A 21,421-nucleotide genomic window follows, 5' to 3' on the forward strand; every position below is an offset into this window, starting at 1 on the left:
GATCTGGAATCTATGGAAGATTTAACCCTGCGTTATTTTGACGCCGAAATGCGCTACCTGCGCGAGGCGGCAAAGGAGTTCGCGCAAACCCACCCGGACCGGGCGGCGATGCTGGATCTTGATAAGGCCGGTACGCCAGACCCGTACGTCGAGCGTCTGTTTGAAGGCTTTGCCTTCTCGATGGGCCGTCTGCGCGAGAAAATTGATGACGACCTGCCGGAGCTGACGGAAGGGCTAGTCAGCATGCTGTGGCCACACTACATGCGCACCATTCCGTCGCTGTCGATTGTGGCGTTCAGCCCGGACGTTGCGGCGATGAAGATGAGCGAAGTCATTCCCGCCGGGCTGGAAATCTCGTCCCGCCCGGTGGGGCAGAAAAATACCGTTTGCCGCTACCGCACCACCCATGATCTGAGGCTCAACCCGCTGGTGGTGTCAGCCGTGGTGATGACCACAGAGCCGGACGGACGTTCAGTTCTGCGGTTACGCTTCACTTGCAGCGGCCAGGCCGACTGGTCGCAGGTCGATCTGCGCCGACTGCCGTTGTATCTCGGGGAAGAGGTTGTGACGGGCAGCGCCCTGCACCTGTGGCTGACCAAACGCCAGGCCAGCCTTTACCTGCGTTTGCCGGGGCAGACGGATCGCATCGCGTTCGACGGTTACTTCTCGCCAGGCGGCTTTGGCGATGAAGATGGCCTGTGGCCCAAAGCGGGCAGTGCGTTTAGCGGGTATCAACTGCTGCTGGAGTATTTCACGTTCCGTGAAAAATTTATGTTCGTGCACCTTAACGGCCTGGAAAACATCACACTGCCGTCGGGGACAGAACATGTTGATATCGAAGTGGTGTTCAGCCAGGTCTGGCAGAGCGATTTGCCGGTGACCCGCGACGCCCTGCGCCTGCACTGCGTGCCGGTGATCAACCTGTTCACGCTTGAGGCCGATCCGCTGACCATCAGCGGGCTTGAAAGCGAGTACCTGCTGCGTCCGAAGCGCCTGCAGGACGGGCACACCGAGATTTACTCCGTTGACAGCGTTACCGGCTCCGGGCGTACCGGGGATGCGCGCTATGTGCCGTTCACCAGCTTCCGTCATCAGGGCGGGATGATGCGCCGCCACGCGCCGGAACGCTATTTCCACACTCGCGTGAAGCGGGGCGTCGACGGCATGCACGATACCTGGCTGATCCTCGGCGGCCAGCAGTGGGAGGCTGATCGGGAAATAACCCGGGAAACCGTGTCGTTGCGTATCACCGGCACCAACGGCCAACTGCCGCGCCGGGCGCTGCAAAGCACGCTGCTTGACCGCAGTGAACAGGTCTCCGAAACGCCGCTAACCGTGCGCAACCTGTGTAAGCCGACGCTCCCGGCCTACCCCCCTGCGGAAGATCGTTTCCACTGGCGGGTGATGAGCCATCTGGGCACCCGCTTTCTGAATATGATGAGCAGCGCGGATGTGCTGCGTGGCACGCTGTCGCTCTATAACTGGCGGGACGATGAGTTAAACAACCGTCGCCTGGACGCCATTCTGGACGTCAGGCACCACCGTATTCAGCGTTTCGAAGAGGGGTTTCTGCTGCGGGGTCTGGACGTGGAAGTGACGCTCGACAGCAACGGCTTTACGGGTGAAGGCGACATCCACCTGTTTGGTGAAATGCTCAACCGCTTTTTTGCCCTGTACGCCGACATGAACCAGTTTAACCAGCTCACGCTGATTGTTCAGCCTGAAGGGAAGTGTATCCGGTGGAAAGAGAATCACAGTCCGCGCCTGCCCGGATGATGGAAAGGGTACGGCCCCAACTGCCGTACATGAATTTTTACCGCTTCTGCCGATTGCTTGAGCAGAGTCAGCCGGATGCGCCGGTGCCCGGCAGCTACTGGCAGCTGCGTCAGGAGCCTGTCCGTTTCCGCCCGCATCCGGGGATGGGGTTTCCGGCCAGTGAAATCAGGGGGCTGACGGAGCCGGAACCGGAACATACGCATCTGCCGCCATCGGTCAATATCACCTTTATGGGCCTGTACGGGGTCGAATCGCCGCTGCCGACGCACTATATCGACGATATCGCCCAGCGGCGGGAGGGCGTTGAAGCCACACGCGATTTTCTCGATATCTTCAATCATCGGCTGATCGCCCAGTATTACCGTATCTGGCGGAAGTACTCTTATCCGGCGACCTTTGAGGCGGGCGGCACTGACAATACTTCGCAGTATCTGCTTGGGCTGGCGGGGCTGGGGATACCCGGTTGTGCGGACAATACCGCCACGCCGCTGTCGCGCTTTCTGGCGCTGCTGCCGGTCATGTTGCTACCGGGGCGCACGGCGGAGGGGATCGCTGCGCTGGTTCAACTCCTGGCACCGGATACCCGTGCGACGGTGTATCCCCATGACCGTTGCCGCATCGAGCTGAAGCATCCGCTCACCATGAGTACGCAGCGGCCGATTGGCCTGCGGCTTCGCCCTGTCATGGGCACGCACGGGACGGACGTGAATGGTCAGGTGCTGTTGCAGTTGACCTCAGATAACCCCGAAGAGGTGCGCGGCTGGCTACCCGGCGGGGAGTTGCACGGCGATCTGATGGCGCTGCTGCATGTCTATCTGGGATCGCATCTGGACGTGCGGATGCAGCTGTGCGTGGCGCGGCATCTGCTGCCGGATGCCCGGCTGGCGTGCCATGACGTCCAGGGGGGCCAGCTCGGGCGGACGGCGGTACTGCGGCCACTGAATGCGCAGCAAAACAATAATGACGTTATCACCATTCATCTGGGCCGTTATCAGCGCGTTCAGGAAAATATTCACCGAAGGGAGAGCGATGAAGATGGCGATTACCGCTGGTAACACCACCGCTACGCTGCTGGCATTAACACTCGCCACGGCCTTAACCGGCTGCGGGCTGACGCAAACGGTAAAAGACGGGACGGTCGCCATGACCCGCTCCATTTTTTACCAACAGGTTAAAACCCTGCATCTGGATATTCAGGCGCGCTTGGGGGTAAATAACAACGCGAAAGGGGCGTCGCTGGCGACGGTCGTACGCATTTACCAGCTGAAAGATCGCAAGGCTTTCGACAGCACCGATTATCCGTCGCTGTTTGCCGATGACAGCCAGGCCATTAAAGTTGACCTGGTAGCCGAAAAAGATATCCGTCTTCGTCCGGGAGAATCCATGACGCTGGACATGCCGCTGGAAGAGGCGGCACAGTTTGTCGCGGTTGCGGGGATGTTTATGTCGCCGGACCAGGCGAACGATACATGGCGTCTGGTCCTCAGCCGTGACGACCTCGACCCGGATAAACCCCGCATTATTGAAGCCAGCAATAATCGCCTGACCCTGCAACCGCTTAAGGAGGAGTGAAATGCCACGTCCGTCTCTGTATGAAATGCTTTTCGGCAACTTCGCCGGCGGCCTCTGCCTGAACAGCGTCAGCGAGGAGAATCAGCTCATCCTGTCGGTGCTGGACAACATGCAGCGCATTCTCAACTGCCGCGCCGGGACGCTGGCACATCTGCCGGACTACGGCCTGCCGGATATGACCAAAATCCTCCAGGGGATGCCCGGCACCGCGCACCAGTTGATCGCGACGCTCTCCGCCGTGCTGCTGAAATACGAGCCGCGCCTGAGCAAAATCACCGTAGTGATGCTGGATCAGAGGCAGCCTGGCGAGCTGCGCTACGCCATTGATGCGGAACTAAAGGGCATTGGACTGGTGCGCTACGGTACCGAGTTTATGCCGGAAGGCAGGGTCTTAATCCGCCATCTTAAACAGCAGCAGTACCTGGACGCTCGCGCCGCAATTTAGCGCTCTTTCTGTCGGAAATGACTATGCCAACCTTTCCTGAACGCCACCTCAAAACCGGTGGCGATCCGCGCACGCTTGCGGAATATGTTGCCCTGCGCGATGAAATCAACAAACTGACCCATCCGGCGCGCCCGGATGTCGACTGGATTTATATCGAGAAACGCTGCCTTTCGCTGTTTGAGCATAATGGTGTCGAGTTGCAGACCGCCGCCTGGTATACGCTTGCCCGTACGCATAATGCCGGGTTGTCCGGCATGAACGAGGGGTTAACGGTTCTGATGGCGCTGGTCTCCTGGCAGTGGGAGCACCTCTGGCCGCATCCTGCTAATGCGCGAGTGGAAATCCTCAGCACGCTCAGTAAGCGACTTCAACAGGGGATGCGCACCCTGACCCTGACATACACCGACCTCAGTCAAATGTACCAGGTCGAATCGCATCTGAAAGCGCTGGAAGAGGTATTGCAGCGCCGGGAATTAAATCATGGCGGTCATCTGACTGCGCTGCGCACGTTACTGCATAACGCGGTGATACGGCTGGAAAAGAGCGACGGTGCGACCGGGGCGGTTTACCCCTCTCCCGTTGCCGAGCCGGGTGACGTAGAGCCCCCCGCTCGCGACAGTAAACCAACAGATCCTGTGAAAAGGGTCTACGTCGTACAGCCGGAGCCGCAACCTCATATCGAGTATGTGCGCGCCCCCTCACAAGCCGCAAAGAGGTGGAAGCCATTTATCGCCGGAATGCTGACCATGCTGGTCATGGCAGGCGGCACCGTAGGCGGATGGCAGGCGATGCACCAGCCGGATCCTCTACAGGCGCAGCTTGCCGCCTCGCTGGCACCCTTGCCCGTCGCGCTCGCTCCGGCGCAGTTGAAGACGTTGCCGCAGAGTTTGCTGTCGCCGGAAAGGGGGATTAGCCAGACGAAGCAGCAATTAGCAAGGCTGGGGCAATTAGAGCCGGACTGGGCCTTCAGCTATAGCCGACAGCTGGTGCAGCAGGCGCTGACGCTGTGGCCTGAGCAGGCAAAACCGCTGGCGACGCAGTGGCAGCAGCAGGTTGCGGCACAGGCGTTACCCACGTCCGGCCTGAACGGCTGGTATCAGGGGATGACGGGGCTACAGAACCTGGCGAACCAGCTCAATGCGCTGGATGAAAAGCGCGGCAAGTATATGACCGTCAGCGAACTCAAAACGCAGGTGTTTGCCATTATGCAGTCGTTTAACCGCGCCATTCCGGCAGAAGAACAGCTGCGCCAGCTCTCTGTCTTACCCGAAGGCGAACCGTGGCCTGCGGCGCAGCAGAGCCTGACGGAACAGCATCTGCAACAACTTAATGCTCGTTACGGCCTGCTGAAACAGGCAAAGCCATAATAGCCGTTCAGCACAGGGGATGAATGTGTCAGCCAGAGAGCGAATGTGAGAATGTGATCATGACGGAGGCCTGTTTTTTCGACACCATTGACCGTCTGGCCTGAGTGTGACAACGCATTGGCGGAGGCAAGATTGTCGTCGCAACCGTTGGGGGTTAGCTAATCAGCAAACCGGGCAGGGGAGCGCGCGTTAACCCGTCGCTAAAGGATGAGCTAAAGACATCACAAGGTTTAAGGTAAAAAGCTGGGAATGAACAAGATAAAACAGAATGGTGCGTCCGAGTGGACTCGAACCACCGACCCCCACCATGTCAAGGTGGTGCTCTAACCAACTGAGCTACGGACGCACTGAAGAGATGGTGCGTTCAATTGGACTCGAACCAACGACCCCCACCATGTCAAGGTGGTGCTCTAACCAACTGAGCTATGAACGCATTGTTGTGTGTGACAACGGGGTCGAATATTAGCGGCAGAGGCGGGAGGTGGCAAGAGGTAAACTGCAAATTTCTTTCGGATTTCACGCGATTGCTTCATTCCCGCGCAAAATGAAGAGAAAGTAGCCGCCCGCAGGCGGCTACTGTGCAATTAGCGGGCGGCGCGCTGTAAAATCACCTGGGACGGTTGGCGCTGAAGGTGACGCATTCGCAGCATCATCATAATGGCCGCTGAGGTTAACCCGATGATAAAGCCCATCCAGAATCCGGCAGGCCCCATCCGATCCACCACCAGATCGGTGAGGGCGAGAATGTAGCCGGTCGGCAAGCCCAAAACCCAGTAGGCAATAAAGGTAATAAAGAAAATAGAACGCGTATCTTTATAACCCCGCAGCACACCGCTGCCTATCACCTGAATAGAGTCCGAGATCTGATAAATCGCTGCCAGCAGCATCAGATGTGAGGCCAGGGTGATAACCTCCGGGTTATCGTTATAAAGCAGGGCAATCTGTTCGCGCAGGGCAACGGTGAAAAGGGCGGTGAAAACCGCCATACATACGCCCACGCCAATGCCGGTACGCGCCGCCGTTTGCGCCTCCAGCGTGGATCCCTGGCCAAGACGGAAGCCCACCCGGATAGTCACCGCCGCGGCCAGCGACAGCGGCATCACGAACATCAATGAACTGAAGTTCAGCGCAATCTGGTGACCAGCCACGTCCACGATCCCGAGCGGCGAAACCAGCAGGGCGACAACCGCGAACAGCGTCACTTCGAAAAAGAGCGCCAGTGCGATAGGCAGGCCCAGTTGTATCAGGCGAATCATGATGGCTTTATCCGGCTTGCTAAACGGCACTTCATGGCGAATATCGCGCATCGAACGGGCACGCTTCACGTAGGAAATCATGCTGAAGAACATCACCCAGTAGACCGCCGCGGTGGCGACGCCACATCCCACACCGCCAAGTTCAGGCATACCAAAATGGCCATAAATAAAGACGTAGTTCACCGGAATGTTCACCAACAACCCGATAAAGCCCATCACCATGCCCGGTTTGGTTTTTGCCAGCCCTTCACACTGGTTACGAGCCACCTGGAAGAAGAGATAGCCGGGTGTTCCCCAGAGCAGAGCCCGCAAATAGCCCACCGCTTTATCTGCCAGGGCAGGATCGATATTGCGCATCGCATGAATGATGTACCCCGCGTTCCACAGCACTACCATGATCAAGAGCGAGACAAAGCCCGCCAGCCAGAACCCCTGGCGTACCTGATGCGCAATGCGGTCCCGGCGTCCGGAGCCATTTAACTGCGCGATAACCGGCGTTAATGCCAATAGCAGGCCGTGACCAAATAAAATGGCCGGCAGCCAGATAGAGGTGCCGATGGCGACGGCGGCCATATCGGTGGCGCTGTAGCCTCCCGCCATCACTGTATCGACAAAACCCATCGAGGTCTGGGCAATTTGCGCGAGTATCACCGGGATCGCCAGGGCTAATAACTGACGCGCTTCACTCATGTACTTCTGCACGTGAACACCTTTGATATTGTTGTTATTTGAGAGACTAAAAAAGCCGCCGTAACTGGCAGCAAGAAGAAGAAATAGAGGGAATTTCAGCTATTGTAGCGGGGTTTAGCCATTTATCTAGTGAAAAAAACGTCAGATAGGGCAGGGTGCTGGCAACCTCTATTTCCAACTGTTATTGTGATGCGATTAACGGTGGAATCACCGTACCGATCCTGGAGGAGTTGTACGCATGTTTACTGGTATTGTGCAGGGCACCGCAAAACTGGTGTCTATCGATGAAAAACCGAACTTCCGTACCCACGTCGTGGCGCTGCCCGACACCATGCTCGACGGGCTGGAGACGGGGGCATCGGTTGCACACAACGGTTGCTGCCTGACGGTAACTGAGATCAACGGCAATCTGATCAGCTTTGACCTGATGAAAGAGACGCTGCGCATTACCAACCTGGGTGAGCTGGTGGAAGGCGACTGGGTGAACGTCGAGCGCGCTGCGAAATTCAGCGACGAGATTGGCGGCCACCTGATGTCTGGCCATATTATGACTACCGCCGAGATTTCTAAGATCCTTACCTCTGAAAACAATCGTCAGATCTGGTTCAAGGTACAGGACCCGACGCTGATGAAGTACATCCTCTATAAAGGCTTTATCGGCGTAGATGGTATTAGCCTGACCGTGGGTGAAGTGACCCCAACCCGCTTCTGCGTGCACTTAATCCCGGAAACTTTGCAACGCACCACGCTTGCGAATAAAAAACTGGGCCATCGTGTCAATATTGAAATCGATCCGCAAACCCAGGCGGTGGTTGACACCGTAGAGCGCGTCCTGGCGGCAAAAGAGGCAGCCATAAAACAGGCTGTTGATGAAGCATAAAAAAATACCCCGGCAAGCCGGGGTATTTTTTAACGGGCGACCCGCAGGCCGTGTTCAACGCCGCGGCTAAAGACCACCTGCCACAGCTGAATATCACGCGCACGAAAAGCCCCTGCGCAGGCATTCAGATAATAGCTGAACATCCGTTTAAATCGTTCTGAATAGTTGTCTGCAATTTCCGGCCAGCTGGCGAGGAAACGCGAATACCATGCCATTAGCGTGGTATCGTAATCTGCGCCGAAATTATGCCAGTCTTCCATCACGAAGTGCGGTTCGCTGGCAGTAGCAATCTGGCGCACAGAGGGTAAACAGCCATTCGGAAAGATGTATTTGTTGATCCAGGGATCCACCTTCAGGTCCGTTTTTTTCGAGCCGATGGTATGCAGCAGAAACAACCCGTCAGGTTTAAGGTTACGATCGACCACTTCAAAGTAGGTGCGGTAGTTCTTGGGCCCCACGTGCTCGAACATCCCTACCGAAACGATGCGGTCAAACTGATCGCGCAGTTCACGGTAATCCTGCAGTAAAATCGTGACATCCAGCCCCTCACACCGCGCCTGTGCCATTTTTTGCTGCTCAGCAGAGATAGTCACCCCGACGACGCTCACGCCATAGTGCTGCGCCATATACTGGGCCAGCCCACCCCAGCCGCAACCGATATCCAGCACCCTCATGCCGGGCTCCAGCTGCAATTTCTGGCAAATAAGCTGCAGTTTATCCTGCTGGGCTTGTTCAAGAGAGTCTGCCTCTTTCCAGTAACCGCAGGAGTACTGCATAAAGGGGTCAAGCATGCGGGTAAAGAGATCGTTTCCGAGGTCGTAATGTTCCTTTCCGACGATCCAGGCGCGTTTTTTGCTTTGAAGGTTGAGCAGACGGGCAGTGGCAATGCGCAGCGTATCTTTCAGATGACTGGGTAACTGATTTTCCAGTCCGGCGCGGAGAACGCGAGTGAAAAAGATATCCAGCCGTTCGCACTCCCACCAGCCGTCCATATAACTCTCGCCAAGTCCCAGCGAACCTTCCCGCATGACACGTTTGAAAAAGTCCGGGTGTTTGACCTGAATATCAGAGGGGGCCGTGCCGTTAATCGCGATGCCCGCGCGGCTTAGCATTTCATTGACGATCCGGAACCAGTTGTCGTCCCGGATGGTGACTTCTTCTATACACGATGAACTCATAGCTTCTCCATCACTCGCTGTGATCAGAACCTTTAAACAGCGTAGACGCTCTTTTGGTTTGTGAGAAATCTCACGGCTTTCCCGCGAGGCTAGTATCCGACGTAGAACAGAGGAAGGGAGGTGACCCTTGCCGAAAGGCCTTCCATGGTGAAACGGGAGCGCTCCGGCTCCCGTTACTACATAATAAGTATCGTTATTATTAGACCGCGAACTCAGTATAGGCCTGAAAAAAGCCTCCTTCAACAGAAAGTTGTTAGCAGGCTAATAACTGATTTTTAACATAATGTCTGACGGCACTATGCTTCTGAGGATTCTGGCTGCAGCGTTTCGTGCTGCTCTGATGCTTTTACATACTGCATCCGATAGCCCAGCCCCGCCAGCGCCACGGTGGCCAGCATCACGCTGGTGGTCGTCAGCAGCGGTGTCGCAATAAGCCAGGAGACAAGCAGACTCGCCAGGAAACAGAGCCCCAGCTGCAATGTATTTTGCAGCGCCGCCGCGCTCCCGGTGGCCTGTGGGAAGGGACGCAACGCCTGCGCTACCACAATCGGGTAGATCGCGCCGTTAGCCACCGCCATCAGACAGAACGGGATCAGCAACTCCACGAGGTTCGCGCCGGGGATAAAACCGACAGCCCAGGTAGCAACCACGCTCAGGGCATACAACACCAGCAGCCATGGCAGCATCTGATGCCCGTGCCATTTTTGCAGGGCTGCGCGGCAACCATAGCCGCCAACCAGAAAGGCGATAGTCTGCGGCACATAGCTCAGGCCAATCACGGCCGGGCTGTAACCCATTTCGTTGAGAATAAACGGCGACCCGGTCAGCCAGGCGAAGAAGCTGGCGGAGCAGGCGGCATAAATCAGCACGTTGCCACGATACGCGCGGGTGCGCAGGAGCGTGGTGAAGGTAACGGGTGCGGCGGCGCTAACATGCTGCACGCTACGGCGTTTAAGGGTGAAGGCCGGAAGCATCAACAACAGCGTAATCGCGAACAAGACGGCAAAGATGGCTTGCCAGTCAAAGTGAGCCAGTAGCCAGCTGCCCAGCAGCGGGGCGAGAGCAGGGGAGAGCCCGACCAGCGGCATAATGGTGGCAAATATACGGTTGGTACGGGACGCCGGATAGTAGTCTGTCACCAGCGCCTGCCAGGTGACCGCCGCAGCACATACGCCCACGGCCTGCACGAATCGTAATACCAGCAGCCAGGTCGCATCGCGCACCCATAGCATGCCGAGGCAGCCGACAGCGAAAATCGCTAAACCGGTCAGCAAGATTGGTTTACGACCAAAGCGATCGGAGAGCGGCCCCCAGAGCAACTGCGCAAAGGCGAAGCCGGCCAGGAACACGCTCAGGCTGGCGCTGATGGCAGCAGCTGGCGTTTGTAAATCTTCCTGCATCGCCGCAAAAGCGGGCAGGTACATATCGGTTGCAAGAAAGCCCAGCACGCTTAAGCCGCCAAGCCAGACTAAAAATCCTTTCCCGGGTGTCACGATGGTATTCCCCATTTTGTATGCAGGTGTGGCAGCCGCTGAGTGTAGAGAGTGCAATACCGCTTGTGAAACGCTAATATTTGGCGGTTGCATTCAAAAAATTTGCAGGCAGAAAATGTGGTCAGAATATTCCCTTGAAGTCGTAGATGCGGTAGCCCGTAACGGCAGCTTTAGCGGCGCAGCGCAAGAGCTGCATCGCGTACCTTCTGCCATCAGCTATACGGTGCGCCAGCTGGAGGAGTGGCTGGCGGTGCCGCTGTTTGAGCGCCGCCACCGTGACGTGGAACTGACCCCCGCAGGGGCATGGTTTTTGAAAGAAGGGCGCTCTGTTATCAAAAAAATGCAGATCACCCGCGAGCAGTGCCAGCAAATTGCGAACGGCTGGCGCGGGCACCTCTCTATCGCCGTGGATAATATCGTCCGCCCCGAGCGTACCCGCCAGATGATCCTCGATTTTTATCGCCACTTTTCTGATGTGGAACTGCGCGTCTCGCAGGAGGTGTTCAATGGCGTCTGGGATGCGCTGGCCGATGGCCGGGTAGAGATGGCGATCGGCGCGACTCAGGCCATCCCCGTGGGTGGGCGCTGGGCGTTTCGCGATATGGGAACGCTAAGCTGGCACTGCGTGGTGGCAAGCCACCATCCGCTGGCGGCGATGCCAGGGCCGCTCAGCGATGATACCTTGCGCAGCTGGCCCTCGCTGGTGCTGGAAGATACCTCCCGCTCATTACCCAAACGTATTACCTGGCTGCTGGATAACCAGCGGCGAATCGTTGCCCCGGACTGGGCATCCTCTGCCGATTGCCTCTCTGCCGGGCTCTGCGTGGGAATGGTTCCCGCCCATTTTGCCCGCCCCTGGATCGATGCCGGCAAATGGGTGATGTTGCAGCTTGAGAATCCCTTCCCGGATGCGGCCTGCTGCCTGACATGGCAACAGAATGATATGTCGCCTGCGCTGGCCTGGCTGCTGGATTATCTTGGGGATAGCGAAACGATGAACAGGGAGTGGTTGCGGGAGCCAGACGCGCTGGCTCCGCAGGAGGATTAACGGCGATAATCGCGGAACGGGCCGTCGGCCACCGAGCGGCGTTCAATAAGGCGGGGATGCACTTCAATTGATTGCGACTCTTCTCGCTTATTGACGATGCGATCCAGCAGCATGTTAAATGCGGTTTCACCGAGGAAATCTTTAGGCTGATGGATGGTGGTCAGAGCCGGGGTAAAGAAGCGCGCGTTGCGCACGTTATCATACCCGATCAACGAAATGTCTTGCGGCACCCGCAGTCCCATCTCGTCTGCAGCGCAGAGCGCGCCCATTGCCATCACATCTCCCCCGCAGAACACGGCGGTCGGGCGCGGAGATTGAGAGAGGATCTGCTGCATGGCACGATAGCCGGACTCGGGCTCAAAATCGCCCTGCACAATCCAGTTTTCTGGCACGGTGATCAGCGCCTCTTCCATCGCTTTCATAAACCCAGCCAGACGTCCGGCGCCGGTATTACGCTCCAGCGGGCCGGGGATAACGCCGATTTCACGGTGTCCGCGTTCAATCAGATAACGCCCCGCCATGTAACCCCCCTCGAAGGCGTTATCGATAACGGAGTCGGTAAAGTCAGCTTTCGCTTCACCCCAGTCCATCACCACCATCGGGATATTGCGATACTCTTCCAGCATCGTCAGCACGGGTTCCGGGTACTCTGAACACATCACCAGCAGACCGTCGACACGCTTTTGCGCCATCATCGATAAATAGGCCCGCTGCTTTTCCAGGTTATTCCACGCGTTGCCAAGAATCAGGGTATAGCCCTTCTGGAAACAGTTTTTCTCCACGGCTTCGATAATCTCGGCAAAGTAGGGCGCTTCGCTACTGGTTGCTAACAAGCCGATAGATTTGGTGTGATTCACTTTCAGGCTGCGAGCGACCGCGCTCGGTGAATAGTGCAGCTCTTTGATCGCCGCCCAGACGGCATTACGCGTCTCTTCAGCGACAAAACGCGTTTTGTTAATTACATGTGATACGGTTGTAGTGGAAACGTTTGCTCGTTTCGCTACGTCTTTGATTGTTGCCATTAGATGTCACTCCAGACCATATCCTAAACTCCTGAAAAACCGAAAGGTAAACGATTGCCTTCTCTCACCCTAATTGCGCAATCTGAATTGCGGTACGCCGGGAAAACGACACAGGACGTCAGGAGGGGGTCAATGGCCGGTACGCTAATAAATTAAGCCTGGAATTTTGTCTGATCTTGACCAAAAGGGGAAGAGCAAAAACGGATATCGCACTAAATCCTGCAAGATTTTTAGCGTAAGTTGTGTAAAAATGAGCAGGCTCACTTTTCGTGGGGGGATTATAAGGAGAAAAATTGATGAATACCGATCTTAAGTTTTCGCTGACAACCACCATCATTGTTCTGGGTCTGATTGTTGCGGCAAGTTTTACCGCGATTCTGCACTGAGTGACTGGGGGGGAGTATCACCTCCCTCCTGCCTTTCCTGATTGTTACCCTTCTGGCAAAAATCTTTTGCTCAATTGTTAACTTCTCATTTTTTGTGATTGATGTCATGCTTTCGCCTTCACTGTTCTGTGTCGCATCAAGACACGGTTTCTGGAGTTGACGTATGAAAATCAATTTTCCCCTGCTGGCCCTGGCGATAGGTGCCTTCGGGATTGGCACGACTGAATTCTCTCCCATGGGATTACTCCCGGTCATTGCCCGTGGCGTAGATGTCTCTATCCCGGCGGCGGGGATGCTGATCAGTGCTTATGCCATCGGCGTGATGGTGGGGGCGCCGTTGATGACGCTTCTCCTCTCGCACCGCGCACGCCGCAACGCACTTATTTTCCTGATGGCAATTTTCACCGTCGGCAATGTGCTCTCTGCCGTAGCGCCGGATTACAGCACCCTGATGCTCTCGCGCATCCTGACCAGCCTTAATCATGGGGCGTTCTTCGGCCTCGGCTCGGTGGTCGCGGCCAGCGTGGTACCTAAACATAAGCAGGCCAGCGCCGTGGCGACCATGTTTATGGGTCTCACCATCGCCAATATCGGCGGCGTTCCGGCAGCTACCTGGCTGGGGGAAACCATTGGCTGGCGTATGTCTTTCTTCGCCACGGCCGGGTTAGGTATGGTGGCGATGGTCGCCCTCTACTTCTCTTTACCGAAAGGGAGCGCGGGTGAGCGTCCGGAGGTGCGTAAAGAGCTGGCGGTGTTACTGCGTCCGCAAGTGCTTTCTGCGCTGTTAACCACCGTGCTGGGTGCCGGGGCAATGTTTACCCTTTATACCTATATCTCACCGGTGTTGCGCGATATTACCCATGCGACGCCCGCGTTTGTCACCGCCATGCTGGTGTTGATTGGCGTCGGATTTTCCATTGGCAACTATCTGGGCGGCAAGCTTGCGGATCGCTCGGTCACCGCTACCCTGAAAGGCTTTTTACTGCTGCTGATTGTCATCATGCTTGCCATTCCGTGGCTGGCGCGCACTGAAATTGGTGCAGCCATCAGCATGGTGGTATGGGGTGCCGCTACCTTTGCCGTGGTGCCTCCACTGCAGATGCGGGTGATGCGGGTCGCCAGCGAAGCGCCGGGATTATCCTCTTCGGTGAATATCGGGGCGTTTAACCTCGGGAATGCGCTTGGTGCGGCAGCGGGTGGTGCGGTCATCTCCAGCGGAATGGGCTACAGCGTGGTTCCAGTGATGGGAGCGGTGATAGCCGGTTTTGGCTTGCTTCTGGTGCTGCTGTCGGGTCGTCGTCAGCCTGAACAGGTCTGCGTTGCGGAGTAGATACTAGCGCAGAAGGGGTGACCCTTCTGCGTTTTCGTTATGCAGCGAAATTCTTCGCCACAAAGTCCCAGTTTACCAGCGCCCAGAAATGTTCCAGATAGTTCGGGCGCGCGTTACGGTAGTCGATGTAATACGCATGTTCCCACACGTCCACGGTCATCAACGGGGTTGCGCTGGTGGTCAGCGGCGTGCCGGCGTTTGAGGTTGAAACGATGGCCAGTTTGCCGTCGGCCTCTTTCACAAGCCAGGTCCAGCCTGCGCCAAAGTTCTTCACCGCCGCATCGGTAAATTTTGCCTTGAAATCAGCAAAGCTGCCGAAGCTTGCAGCAATCGCCTGTGCCAGTTCACCTGTTGGTTCTCCACCCGCATTTGGTGCCAGGCAGTGCCAGTAGAAAGTGTGGTTCCACACCTGCGCTGCGTTGTTGAAAACGCCCGCTTCGGAAGTCCGAATAATCTCTTCCAGGGATTTGCCTTCGAAAGCTGTACCCGCAATGAGATTGTTCAGGTTCGTGACATAGGTCTGATGATGTTTACCGTAATGGTATTCGAGGGTCTCTGCCGAAATATGCGGTTCCAGCGCCGTTTTTTCGTATGGTAATGCAGGTAATTCGAACGACGACATTGCTTCACTCCTTATTATAGTTGCGCACTCAATAACCCTATTGAGCGTAGGGTTAGGGTAGCAAATAGCGGAGTGGGGTTAAAGCGTTGTAAATCCCGCTGCAGTTGCAGCGGGGTGGGGCGTTAACGAATGGTTTTTGGGGTCATGACGCGGCGGGCACCCACATAATGGCGTTGCCAGTAATCTTCACTCAGGGAGGTGATCTGAATATCCTGGCCCGTACGTGGAGACTGAATAAACTTCCCATTGCCCACATACACCCCTACGTGATCGGCGGTACCGCGACCCTGAGTGCGGAAGAAGACCAGGTCCCCGCTCTCCAGTTCGCCGCGATTGACCGGCGAGGCATCGCGCAGGTGGTACATCTCATTGGCGGTACGTGGAATACGGAACTTCACCAGATCTTTATAGGCATACCAGACCAGACCGCTGCAATCGAAACCGGTACGTGGCGAGTTGCCACCCCAGCGATAAGGTTTACCAATCTGGCCCATCAGTTTATTCATTGCCGTCTTTTGCGCTTTCTGCATCCGCACTTTATGCGCCTCGGCAAGCGTCGTGGGCTTGCTGGTTTTGACGCAGCGGGTTTTATGGCCTTTACGGACGGTGCATTTTTCAGTCACCACGCGAGAAGCGGTTTTGGGCGCGGTGCGGGAAGAGGTTTTACTTTTTTTACTGGAAGAGGCGGTCTGCGTTTTTGCGAGGTTTTTTTTGCTACTGCTCTTTTTACTGCTCTCTTTCTTCGTGGTTTTTTTGCTGCTGCTCTTTTTCTTGGGTTCCGTCACTTTCACCAGATGTTTTTTTTGCACGGCCGAGGTCCGCGCCTGCTCTGAGGCGGTCGCCGTTGAGGTGAAAGTCAGTGTCGTAAACAGCAAAGCACAGAGCGTGATCGAGATTTTATTTATCCGCGCCACTGGGCAATCCCCTAATAATTCCGGGCAACAATAATACCCGCGTGTGATTTACAAAGCCCGTCGATTCTAATCCATAAAAAGGGACAAAGTTAATAAACTTTCACCGCTAAAACGACGTTTCGTTAGCGAGCGCAAAAAAAATCACCATAAAGAGAGCGTATTGTTCATTAGCTGAACAAAACCCTGGACAGAACAGGGTTAAGTTACTTTTAGAATGCAGCTTTATCGGTAGCGCGATACAATAGATAACGTGACGAAAATGTTATTTTCCGTTGTCGTTCTGAAACGCTACAATGACAGACGATTGCCGTAACAGAAGTTAAAGGAAGCAAGACATGAGCACCACTATTGAAAAAATTCAGCAGCAAATCGCTGAAAACCCGATTCTCCTGTACATGAAAGGTTCTCCGAAGCTGCCAAGCTGTGGTTTTTCCGCACAAGCAGTGCAGGCGCTTTCTGCCTGTGGTGAGCGTTTTGCTTACGTTGATATTCTGCAGAACCCGGACATTCGTGCCGAGCTGCCGAAATACGCAAACTGGCCGACCTTCCCACAGCTGTGGGTTGATGGTGAACTGGTTGGCGGCTGCGATATCCTGATCGAGATGTATCAGCGCGGTGAACTGCAGCAGCTCATCAAAGAGACCGCTGCCAAGTACAAATCGGAAGAGCCGGGCGCAGAGTAACGTCTCTCGCCATGCAAAAAAGCGACCTTACGGTCGCTTTTTTTATTCCTCGCTGTCGCCTATCGGCAGCGGCCAGCCGCCCAGGCGTTTCCAGCGGTTGACGATCTCGCAAAACAGCTCCGCGGTACGCTCAGTATCATAGAGGGCTGAGTGGGCCTGGCTGCCATCAAACTCAATACCCGCGGTAATACAGGCTTTAGACAGCACCGTCTGACCCAGCGCGAGTCCGCTCAGGGCCGCGGTGTCAAAGGTCACAAACGGATGGAACGGGTTGCGTTTCAGGGAAGAGCGCTCGGCGGCAGCCATCATAAAGCTATGATCGAAGGTCGCGTTATGGGCGACCATAATGGCGCGATTACAGTTCTGGTCTTTCATCCCCTTGCGGACCATTTTGAAGATGGCGTGCAGAGCGTCGTATTCGCTTACCGCGCCACGCAGCGGATTGTGCGGGTCGATGCCGTTAAAGGCCAGCGCCTCTGGCTGCAGATTGGCACCTTCAAAAGGCTCCACGTGGAAATGCAGCGTCTCGTCCGGCATCAACCAGCCCTGTTCATCCATTTTCAACGTGATCGCGGCGATCTCAAGCAGCGCATCGGTTTTAGCATTAAATCCGGCGGTTTCTACATCAATGACGACAGGATAAAAGCCACGAAAACGGTCACACAGACCGGAAAATTGAGCGATATCGGACATCTGGGTCTCTTAAAAGGGGGAAAAAGCAGTGCGCATTATGGCAAATTTTGAGAAGGGATGCAGTAAAACAACGGGCGCGTAGCGCGCCCGGGGGATTAATTGCCCAGACCGCGACCGGCGTCTTTGGCTTCAATCAGTTCAATTTTATAACCGTCTGGATCTTCAACAAACGCAATCACGGTGGTGCCGCCTTTAACCGGGCCAGCTTCACGGGTAACATTACCGCCGTTGGCACGGATGCGCTCGCACGCCTCTGCTGCGTTGTCCACTTCCAGCGCGATATGACCGTAAGCGGTGCCCAGCTCATAGCTGTCCACACCCCAGTTGTAGGTCAGCTCAATGACCGCTTCTTCGCTCTCTTCGCCATAACCGACAAAGGCGAGGGAGTATTTGTACTCCGGGTTTTCGCTGGTGCGCAGCAGTTTCATGCCCAGCACGTTGGTGTAAAATTCGATGGAACGTTGCAGGTCGCCAACACGCAGCATGGTATGAAGTAAGCGCATAGTATCCTCTTAGCTTTTTATCATCTTGAACAGAAACGATGTTTTAGTATAGCGGCGAAGTGTCGCCGCTATCAATGCGCCGTTTATAAAGTTGGATAATCGGTATAACCTTCAGCACCGCCGCCATAGAAGCTTTCCGGACGCTGCTGGTTGAGTTCGGCTTTATGTTTCAAACGCGCGACCAGATCCGGGTTAGCAATATAATCGCGGCCAAAAGCAACGGCATCAATCAGACCTTTGTTGATCAGATCTTCCGCTTTCTCAGGTGTATACGCACCCGCACCGATAATGACGCCCTGGAAACGGGCACGCACTTTTTCACGGAATGCTTCAGAGTAAGGCTGGCCACCGGCCCAGTCCGGCTCGGACATGTGCAGATAGGCAATGCCGCGTTTTGCCAGCTCTTCGATCAGGTACAGCGCATCGGCTTCTTCGTTCGGACCGTTATCCACATTCTGGAAGCTGCCAATCGGTGATACGCGAATACCGACGCGGTCAGCACCGATTTCAGCTACCACAGCATCGACCACTTCCAGCACCAGGCGCGCGCGGTTTTCAACGCTGCCGCCGTACTGATCGGTACGCTGGTTAGAAGACGGGGAGAGGAACTGGTGCAACAGGTATCCGTGCGCAGAGTGCAGCTCGATCATATCGAAGCCGGCTTCACGGGCGTTTGCCACCGCCTGTCGGAAATCATTCACAATACCAGGGATCTCTTCGAGCTCCAGCGAGCGCGGCGTAGTGGTATCCACGCGGATAGCGCGGCCTTGTTCGTCGCGCAGCGAGGTGCGGGTGCCGGCGTTCAGGGCTGAGGCCGATACCGGCGCCTGGCCGTCAGGTTGAATGCTACTGTGCGAAATACGCCCGGTATGCCACAGCTGAACGGCAATACGTCCCTCTTCAGCATGTACGCCTGCGGTGATTTTTTTCCACGCGGCAATCTGTTCCGGGCTGTGCAGACCCGGTGCACCGGCATAGCCTTTCGCCTGGGCGGAAATCTGCGTTGCTTCGGAGATAATCAGACCTGCGCTGGCGCGCTGGCGATAATATTCGCCCATCAGCGGCGTCGGGATATCACCCGGCTCAATGCTGCGCAGACGGGTCAGCGGGGCCATAAATACGCGGTTTGGCGCGGTCACGGCACCGACTTTCAGTGGGGTAAACAATTTTGAAGCTGACATAGCGTCTCCTGAGTAGACCGGTCGTCTAGTAAAGTGCGAAATAAAAACGCCTGTTAACCACCAGGCGTGATAATGATGTTCTGGACGTGCGCCAGTGCGCTCTCAAGCGGTACGGCACTGTGCGATATTTTGGCCTGCAGGTTCGCCCCCAGCCACAAGGAGTAGAGCACTTGTGCCTGGGTCAACGGCTCGCCAATAAAGCTCAGTGATTTTTCATCACGCCCCGCAGACAACGCCTGAGCGAGGAGGGTAATCACCCCGCTGGCCCCTTTGTCCATCGCCGTGCGCATATCTTCTGAAAGATCGCACACCTCTGCAGAGAGCTTCACGGTAAGGCATCCACTGATAATGCCCTGCGAACAAAACTGGTTCAGCGTCTCTTGATAATACGCCAGCACACGATCACGATGATTACCTGCGCCGCCCGTAAAATGTTGAGCAAGGCGCTGATGGTAATTAGCGTAATGCCGCTCGAGCAATGCCACCCCAAACGCCTCTTTCGAGCGGAAGTAGTGGTAAAACGACCCCTTTGGTACATCGGCGGTTTTAAGCAGTTCGCTCAGCCCCATGCCGGTAAATCCCCGGTGCATGCAGAGCTTTTCACCGGTGGCCAGGAGGTGTTCGCGAGTATCGTGTTCAGTGTTTCTGTTCATGGCCTCAATGTAGTAGACCGTTCGGTCTAATGCAAGCGTTATGTTCGTCGACAGGGGTTCAGCAAATCGCTTTGAGGCTGATACACCGAGGTTTGCACATTCATCATGCCGAGCACCGTGGAGAACAGATTATCTTGCGATACAGCCTCGGTCTGCGCCTGTTGGCGCACGCACTGTTCGTTAATGCCGAAGCCTTTCTGATAATCCGCCGATAGCCAGAACAAAAACGGAATATGGGTCTGTTGCGACGGTGCCAGCATATACGGGGTACCGTGCAGATACAGGCCGTTCTCTCCCAGCGATTCACCGTGGTCGGAGAGATAGATCAGCGCCGTATTCATGCTGTTCTGTCGGGCCTTCAGCGCATCAATCGTTTTGCTCACCACGCTATCGGTGTAGAGAATGGTGTTGTCGTAAGTATTAAGCAGCGCCTGATGATCGCAGTTCTGAATTTCATTGGTATCGCAGGTGGGCGTAAAACGACGGAACTGCGGCGGATAGCGCCGATAATAGGCCGGGCCGTGGCTACCCATCAGGTGAATAACCAGCACGCTGTCCTGCTTCAGACCGTCCAGAACTTTATCCAGACGATAGAGATCAACGTCATCAATGCAGACACTGTCTTTACAGAGTTGATCCTGCTTCCACTGGGTCATATCGGTAAAGTGCACACGATTGCAGGCCCCTTTACAGCCTCCGTCATTATCGCGCCACAACAGATTCACACCCGCGTGAGCGAGCACGTCCATCAGCCCCTCCTTATGATGGGCGAGATCGGCATCATACTGCTTGCGCGGCATTCCGGAGAACATGCAGGGAACAGAAACGGCAGTTTCGGTGCCACAGGACGACGCCTGGGGGAAGTTAATCACGTTCTGTTTTTTCAGTTCCGGATTCGTCTCACGCCCATAGCCATTGAGCGAATAGTTTTCTGCCCGTGAGGCCTCGCCCAGCACCAGCACCAGCACGGTTTTTTTATGCTGAGCCAGCAAAACCGGCCCTTTATGGGCATCTTCTCCCTGCCGAATCAGGGTTTGATCGCCTTCAAACCAGCGCGCTTTGCTGTATTTCACTATCGCACTCACGTAGTTCGCCGGCGTGACCATCTTGACGATGCTTTTGTTATTGCGAAACAGCGAGGCGTAATCCTTATAGAAGACCGCGGCAATCAAAATAATAATCAACAGGCTTCCCAGGATCGACGCCAGACGCATCACCAGCACATGCCACCAGCGGGCAGGGCGGATGCGAACCATCGCCAACACCACAGCCGGCACCAGCCCGGCCACCGTCAGCCATAGCACCAACTGCGGGGTAATCAACGCCGTCGCTTCCTGTGAATTCGTCTCGAAGACGTTCACCATCATGTTCTGATCGATAACCGCCCCGTAGGTAAACATGAACCAGGTCGCCGCGGCGCAGCCCAGCGTCAGTAGCACCAGCAGCGGTTTACGAATCAGCGGGATGTTTAAAAAGCTAAAAACGATTACCCAGCCGCAGAACAGCACCACTGGAATCGAGAACGCGAAGAGATATTCATGCAGTCGGGCTGGCGCAATAATGGCCCAGCTACGATGAATGAACAGGGCATTCAAAAGTGTAAAAAAGAGCGCGCAGCCGAGCGTAAACCGGGTATCGTTACACTGTAACTTATTAAAAAGGCGCATCATCAGTAAAACCCTTCATTGTTGTGATGACGCGAGTATAAGGAGCAAAGATTAGTGAAACC

21 protein-coding genes and 2 tRNA genes are annotated in these 21,421 nt (G+C 55.7%); 10 read left to right on the forward strand and 13 right to left on the reverse strand.

Translation table 11 applies throughout. The features are described from left to right. Nucleotides 1-12 precede the first annotated feature (12 nt). From tssF to B2Q93_RS01245, 5 genes are read left to right on the forward strand one after another with little or no spacing between them, the layout of a single operon-like run. On the forward strand, nucleotides 13-1,776 hold the full coding sequence (tssF, locus tag B2Q93_RS01225) for a type VI secretion system baseplate subunit TssF (protein WP_286931644.1): 1,764 nt from the start codon (nucleotides 13-15) through the stop codon (nucleotides 1,774-1,776). Then, nucleotides 1,776-2,831 carry a type VI secretion system baseplate subunit TssG gene (gene tssG, locus B2Q93_RS01230; protein ID WP_286931812.1) on the forward strand — a complete coding sequence of 352 codons (1,056 nt, stop codon included), beginning with the start codon at nucleotides 1,776-1,778 and terminating at the stop codon, nucleotides 2,829-2,831. Before tssF ends, tssG begins: the two co-directional genes overlap by 1 nt. Further along, the gene (gene tssJ / locus B2Q93_RS01235; RefSeq protein WP_286931645.1) at nucleotides 2,812-3,348 is read left to right on the forward strand and encodes a type VI secretion system lipoprotein TssJ; all 537 of its coding nucleotides are present in this window, start codon (nucleotides 2,812-2,814) and stop codon (nucleotides 3,346-3,348) included. Before tssG ends, tssJ begins: the two co-directional genes overlap by 20 nt. 1 nt (nucleotide 3,349) lies before the next feature. Beyond that, nucleotides 3,350-3,793: a type VI secretion system baseplate subunit TssE gene (tssE, locus tag B2Q93_RS01240; protein WP_286931646.1), complete on the forward strand. Its 444-nt coding sequence runs from the start codon at nucleotides 3,350-3,352 to the stop codon at nucleotides 3,791-3,793. Nucleotides 3,794-3,816: 23 nt separating this feature from the next. After that, a complete protein-coding gene (locus B2Q93_RS01245; RefSeq protein ID WP_286931647.1) occupies nucleotides 3,817-5,160 on the forward strand; it encodes a VasL domain-containing protein in 1,344 nt (447 codons plus the stop codon). 269 nt (nucleotides 5,161-5,429) lie between these two features. Here B2Q93_RS01245 and B2Q93_RS01250 read toward each other — a convergent pair. The 3 genes from B2Q93_RS01250 to mdtK form a co-directional block, all read right to left on the reverse strand. After that, a tRNA-Val gene (locus tag B2Q93_RS01250) sits at nucleotides 5,430-5,506 on the reverse strand. 10 nt (nucleotides 5,507-5,516) lie between these two features. Next, nucleotides 5,517-5,593, reverse strand: a tRNA-Val gene (locus B2Q93_RS01255). A gap of 151 nt (nucleotides 5,594-5,744) precedes the next feature. Then, entirely contained in the window at nucleotides 5,745-7,118 is a 1,374-nt protein-coding gene (gene mdtK / locus B2Q93_RS01260; RefSeq protein WP_286931648.1) for an MdtK family multidrug efflux MATE transporter, read from the reverse strand. A 226-nt stretch (nucleotides 7,119-7,344) separates the two neighbouring features. Here mdtK and B2Q93_RS01265 point away from each other — a divergent pair, with 226 nt between their 5' ends. Beyond that, the gene (locus tag B2Q93_RS01265; RefSeq protein ID WP_046885965.1) at nucleotides 7,345-7,986 is read left to right on the forward strand and encodes a riboflavin synthase; all 642 of its coding nucleotides are present in this window, start codon (nucleotides 7,345-7,347) and stop codon (nucleotides 7,984-7,986) included. A gap of 29 nt (nucleotides 7,987-8,015) precedes the next feature. On the opposite strand, the gene cfa is transcribed toward B2Q93_RS01265, so the two are convergent. After that, the gene (cfa, locus tag B2Q93_RS01270; RefSeq protein ID WP_286781737.1) at nucleotides 8,016-9,164 is read right to left on the reverse strand and encodes a cyclopropane fatty acyl phospholipid synthase; all 1,149 of its coding nucleotides are present in this window, start codon (nucleotides 9,162-9,164) and stop codon (nucleotides 8,016-8,018) included. A gap of 296 nt (nucleotides 9,165-9,460) precedes the next feature. Further along, on the reverse strand, nucleotides 9,461-10,657 hold the full coding sequence (gene punC, locus B2Q93_RS01275) for a purine nucleoside transporter PunC (RefSeq protein ID WP_286931649.1): 1,197 nt from the start codon (nucleotides 10,655-10,657) through the stop codon (nucleotides 9,461-9,463). A 115-nt stretch (nucleotides 10,658-10,772) separates the two neighbouring features. On the opposite strand from punC, the gene punR reads away from it, so the two are divergent. Beyond that, entirely contained in the window at nucleotides 10,773-11,705 is a 933-nt protein-coding gene (punR, locus tag B2Q93_RS01280; protein WP_286931650.1) for a DNA-binding transcriptional activator PunR, read from the forward strand. On the opposite strand, the gene purR is transcribed toward punR, so the two are convergent. Further along, nucleotides 11,702-12,727, reverse strand: coding sequence for an HTH-type transcriptional repressor PurR (purR, locus tag B2Q93_RS01285; protein ID WP_040075925.1), 1,026 nt, complete (start codon nucleotides 12,725-12,727; stop codon nucleotides 11,702-11,704). The genes punR and purR overlap by 4 nt on opposite strands. A 296-nt stretch (nucleotides 12,728-13,023) precedes the next feature. Between purR and B2Q93_RS01290 the strand changes: the two genes are divergently transcribed. Beyond that, nucleotides 13,024-13,113 carry a YnhF family membrane protein gene (locus B2Q93_RS01290; protein ID WP_040075924.1) on the forward strand — a complete coding sequence of 30 codons (90 nt, stop codon included), beginning with the start codon at nucleotides 13,024-13,026 and terminating at the stop codon, nucleotides 13,111-13,113. Between the two features lie 163 nt (nucleotides 13,114-13,276). Next, nucleotides 13,277-14,443 (forward strand): MFS transporter, encoded by a 1,167-nt coding sequence (locus B2Q93_RS01295; RefSeq protein WP_286931651.1) that lies wholly within the window; start codon nucleotides 13,277-13,279, stop codon nucleotides 14,441-14,443. 37 nt (nucleotides 14,444-14,480) lie between these two features. Here the strand turns inward: B2Q93_RS01295 and sodB are convergent, their stop codons facing one another. After that, nucleotides 14,481-15,065, reverse strand: coding sequence for a superoxide dismutase [Fe] (gene sodB, locus B2Q93_RS01300; protein ID WP_286931652.1), 585 nt, complete (start codon nucleotides 15,063-15,065; stop codon nucleotides 14,481-14,483). A 122-nt stretch (nucleotides 15,066-15,187) separates the two neighbouring features. Then, nucleotides 15,188-15,979, reverse strand: a complete 792-nt coding sequence (locus B2Q93_RS01305) for a C40 family peptidase (protein WP_207293625.1) — start codon at nucleotides 15,977-15,979, stop codon at nucleotides 15,188-15,190. A gap of 335 nt (nucleotides 15,980-16,314) precedes the next feature. Here B2Q93_RS01305 and grxD point away from each other — a divergent pair, with 335 nt between their 5' ends. Further along, on the forward strand, nucleotides 16,315-16,662 hold the full coding sequence (gene grxD / locus B2Q93_RS01310) for a monothiol glutaredoxin 4 (protein ID WP_032617810.1): 348 nt from the start codon (nucleotides 16,315-16,317) through the stop codon (nucleotides 16,660-16,662). 42 nt (nucleotides 16,663-16,704) lie between these two features. Here grxD and rnt read toward each other — a convergent pair whose 3' ends face one another. The 5 genes from rnt to eptA form a co-directional block, all read right to left on the reverse strand. Beyond that, the gene (gene rnt / locus B2Q93_RS01315; RefSeq protein WP_046885971.1) at nucleotides 16,705-17,355 is read right to left on the reverse strand and encodes a ribonuclease T; all 651 of its coding nucleotides are present in this window, start codon (nucleotides 17,353-17,355) and stop codon (nucleotides 16,705-16,707) included. Nucleotides 17,356-17,450: 95 nt separating this feature from the next. Further along, the gene (gloA, locus tag B2Q93_RS01320; protein ID WP_046885972.1) at nucleotides 17,451-17,858 is read right to left on the reverse strand and encodes a lactoylglutathione lyase; all 408 of its coding nucleotides are present in this window, start codon (nucleotides 17,856-17,858) and stop codon (nucleotides 17,451-17,453) included. Between the two features lie 83 nt (nucleotides 17,859-17,941). Continuing rightward, the gene (locus B2Q93_RS01325) at nucleotides 17,942-19,039 is read right to left on the reverse strand and encodes an alkene reductase (protein ID WP_286931653.1); all 1,098 of its coding nucleotides are present in this window, start codon (nucleotides 19,037-19,039) and stop codon (nucleotides 17,942-17,944) included. A gap of 53 nt (nucleotides 19,040-19,092) precedes the next feature. After that, nucleotides 19,093-19,692 carry a TetR/AcrR family transcriptional regulator gene (locus B2Q93_RS01330; protein WP_207293629.1) on the reverse strand — a complete coding sequence of 200 codons (600 nt, stop codon included), beginning with the start codon at nucleotides 19,690-19,692 and terminating at the stop codon, nucleotides 19,093-19,095. 38 nt (nucleotides 19,693-19,730) lie between these two features. After that, entirely contained in the window at nucleotides 19,731-21,359 is a 1,629-nt protein-coding gene (eptA, locus tag B2Q93_RS01335; protein ID WP_286931813.1) for a phosphoethanolamine transferase EptA, read from the reverse strand. Nucleotides 21,360-21,421: the final 62 nt, after the last annotated feature.

Source organism: Leclercia sp. UBA5958, from assembly GCF_002430365.1.
GTDB lineage: Bacteria > Pseudomonadota > Gammaproteobacteria > Enterobacterales > Enterobacteriaceae > Enterobacter > Enterobacter pneumoniae.

What these genes read in the sequence shown, in the direction of transcription:
- tssG (WP_286931812.1), top strand. Translation starts at nt 1,776, where the DNA reads ATGGAAAGGGTACGGCCCCAACTGCCGTACATGAATTTTTACCGCTTC.
- gloA (WP_046885972.1), bottom strand. Translation starts at nt 17,858, where the DNA reads ATGCGCTTACTTCATACCATGCTGCGTGTTGGCGACCTGCAACGTTCC.
- tssF (WP_286931644.1), top strand. Translation starts at nt 13, where the DNA reads ATGGAAGATTTAACCCTGCGTTATTTTGACGCCGAAATGCGCTACCTG.
- grxD (WP_032617810.1), top strand. Translation starts at nt 16,315, where the DNA reads ATGAGCACCACTATTGAAAAAATTCAGCAGCAAATCGCTGAAAACCCG.
- punR (WP_286931650.1), top strand. Translation starts at nt 10,773, where the DNA reads ATGTGGTCAGAATATTCCCTTGAAGTCGTAGATGCGGTAGCCCGTAAC.
- B2Q93_RS01290 (WP_040075924.1), top strand. Translation starts at nt 13,024, where the DNA reads ATGAATACCGATCTTAAGTTTTCGCTGACAACCACCATCATTGTTCTG.
- tssE (WP_286931646.1), top strand. Translation starts at nt 3,350, where the DNA reads ATGCCACGTCCGTCTCTGTATGAAATGCTTTTCGGCAACTTCGCCGGC.
- tssJ (WP_286931645.1), top strand. Translation starts at nt 2,812, where the DNA reads ATGGCGATTACCGCTGGTAACACCACCGCTACGCTGCTGGCATTAACA.
- B2Q93_RS01245 (WP_286931647.1), top strand. Translation starts at nt 3,817, where the DNA reads ATGCCAACCTTTCCTGAACGCCACCTCAAAACCGGTGGCGATCCGCGC.
- B2Q93_RS01295 (WP_286931651.1), top strand. Translation starts at nt 13,277, where the DNA reads ATGAAAATCAATTTTCCCCTGCTGGCCCTGGCGATAGGTGCCTTCGGG.
- sodB (WP_286931652.1), bottom strand. Translation starts at nt 15,065, where the DNA reads ATGTCGTCGTTCGAATTACCTGCATTACCATACGAAAAAACGGCGCTG.
- B2Q93_RS01265 (WP_046885965.1), top strand. Translation starts at nt 7,345, where the DNA reads ATGTTTACTGGTATTGTGCAGGGCACCGCAAAACTGGTGTCTATCGAT.
- purR (WP_040075925.1), bottom strand. Translation starts at nt 12,727, where the DNA reads ATGGCAACAATCAAAGACGTAGCGAAACGAGCAAACGTTTCCACTACA.
- rnt (WP_046885971.1), bottom strand. Translation starts at nt 17,355, where the DNA reads ATGTCCGATATCGCTCAATTTTCCGGTCTGTGTGACCGTTTTCGTGGC.
- B2Q93_RS01330 (WP_207293629.1), bottom strand. Translation starts at nt 19,692, where the DNA reads ATGAACAGAAACACTGAACACGATACTCGCGAACACCTCCTGGCCACC.
- eptA (WP_286931813.1), bottom strand. Translation starts at nt 21,359, where the DNA reads ATGCGCCTTTTTAATAAGTTACAGTGTAACGATACCCGGTTTACGCTC.
- B2Q93_RS01325 (WP_286931653.1), bottom strand. Translation starts at nt 19,039, where the DNA reads ATGTCAGCTTCAAAATTGTTTACCCCACTGAAAGTCGGTGCCGTGACC.
- cfa (WP_286781737.1), bottom strand. Translation starts at nt 9,164, where the DNA reads ATGAGTTCATCGTGTATAGAAGAAGTCACCATCCGGGACGACAACTGG.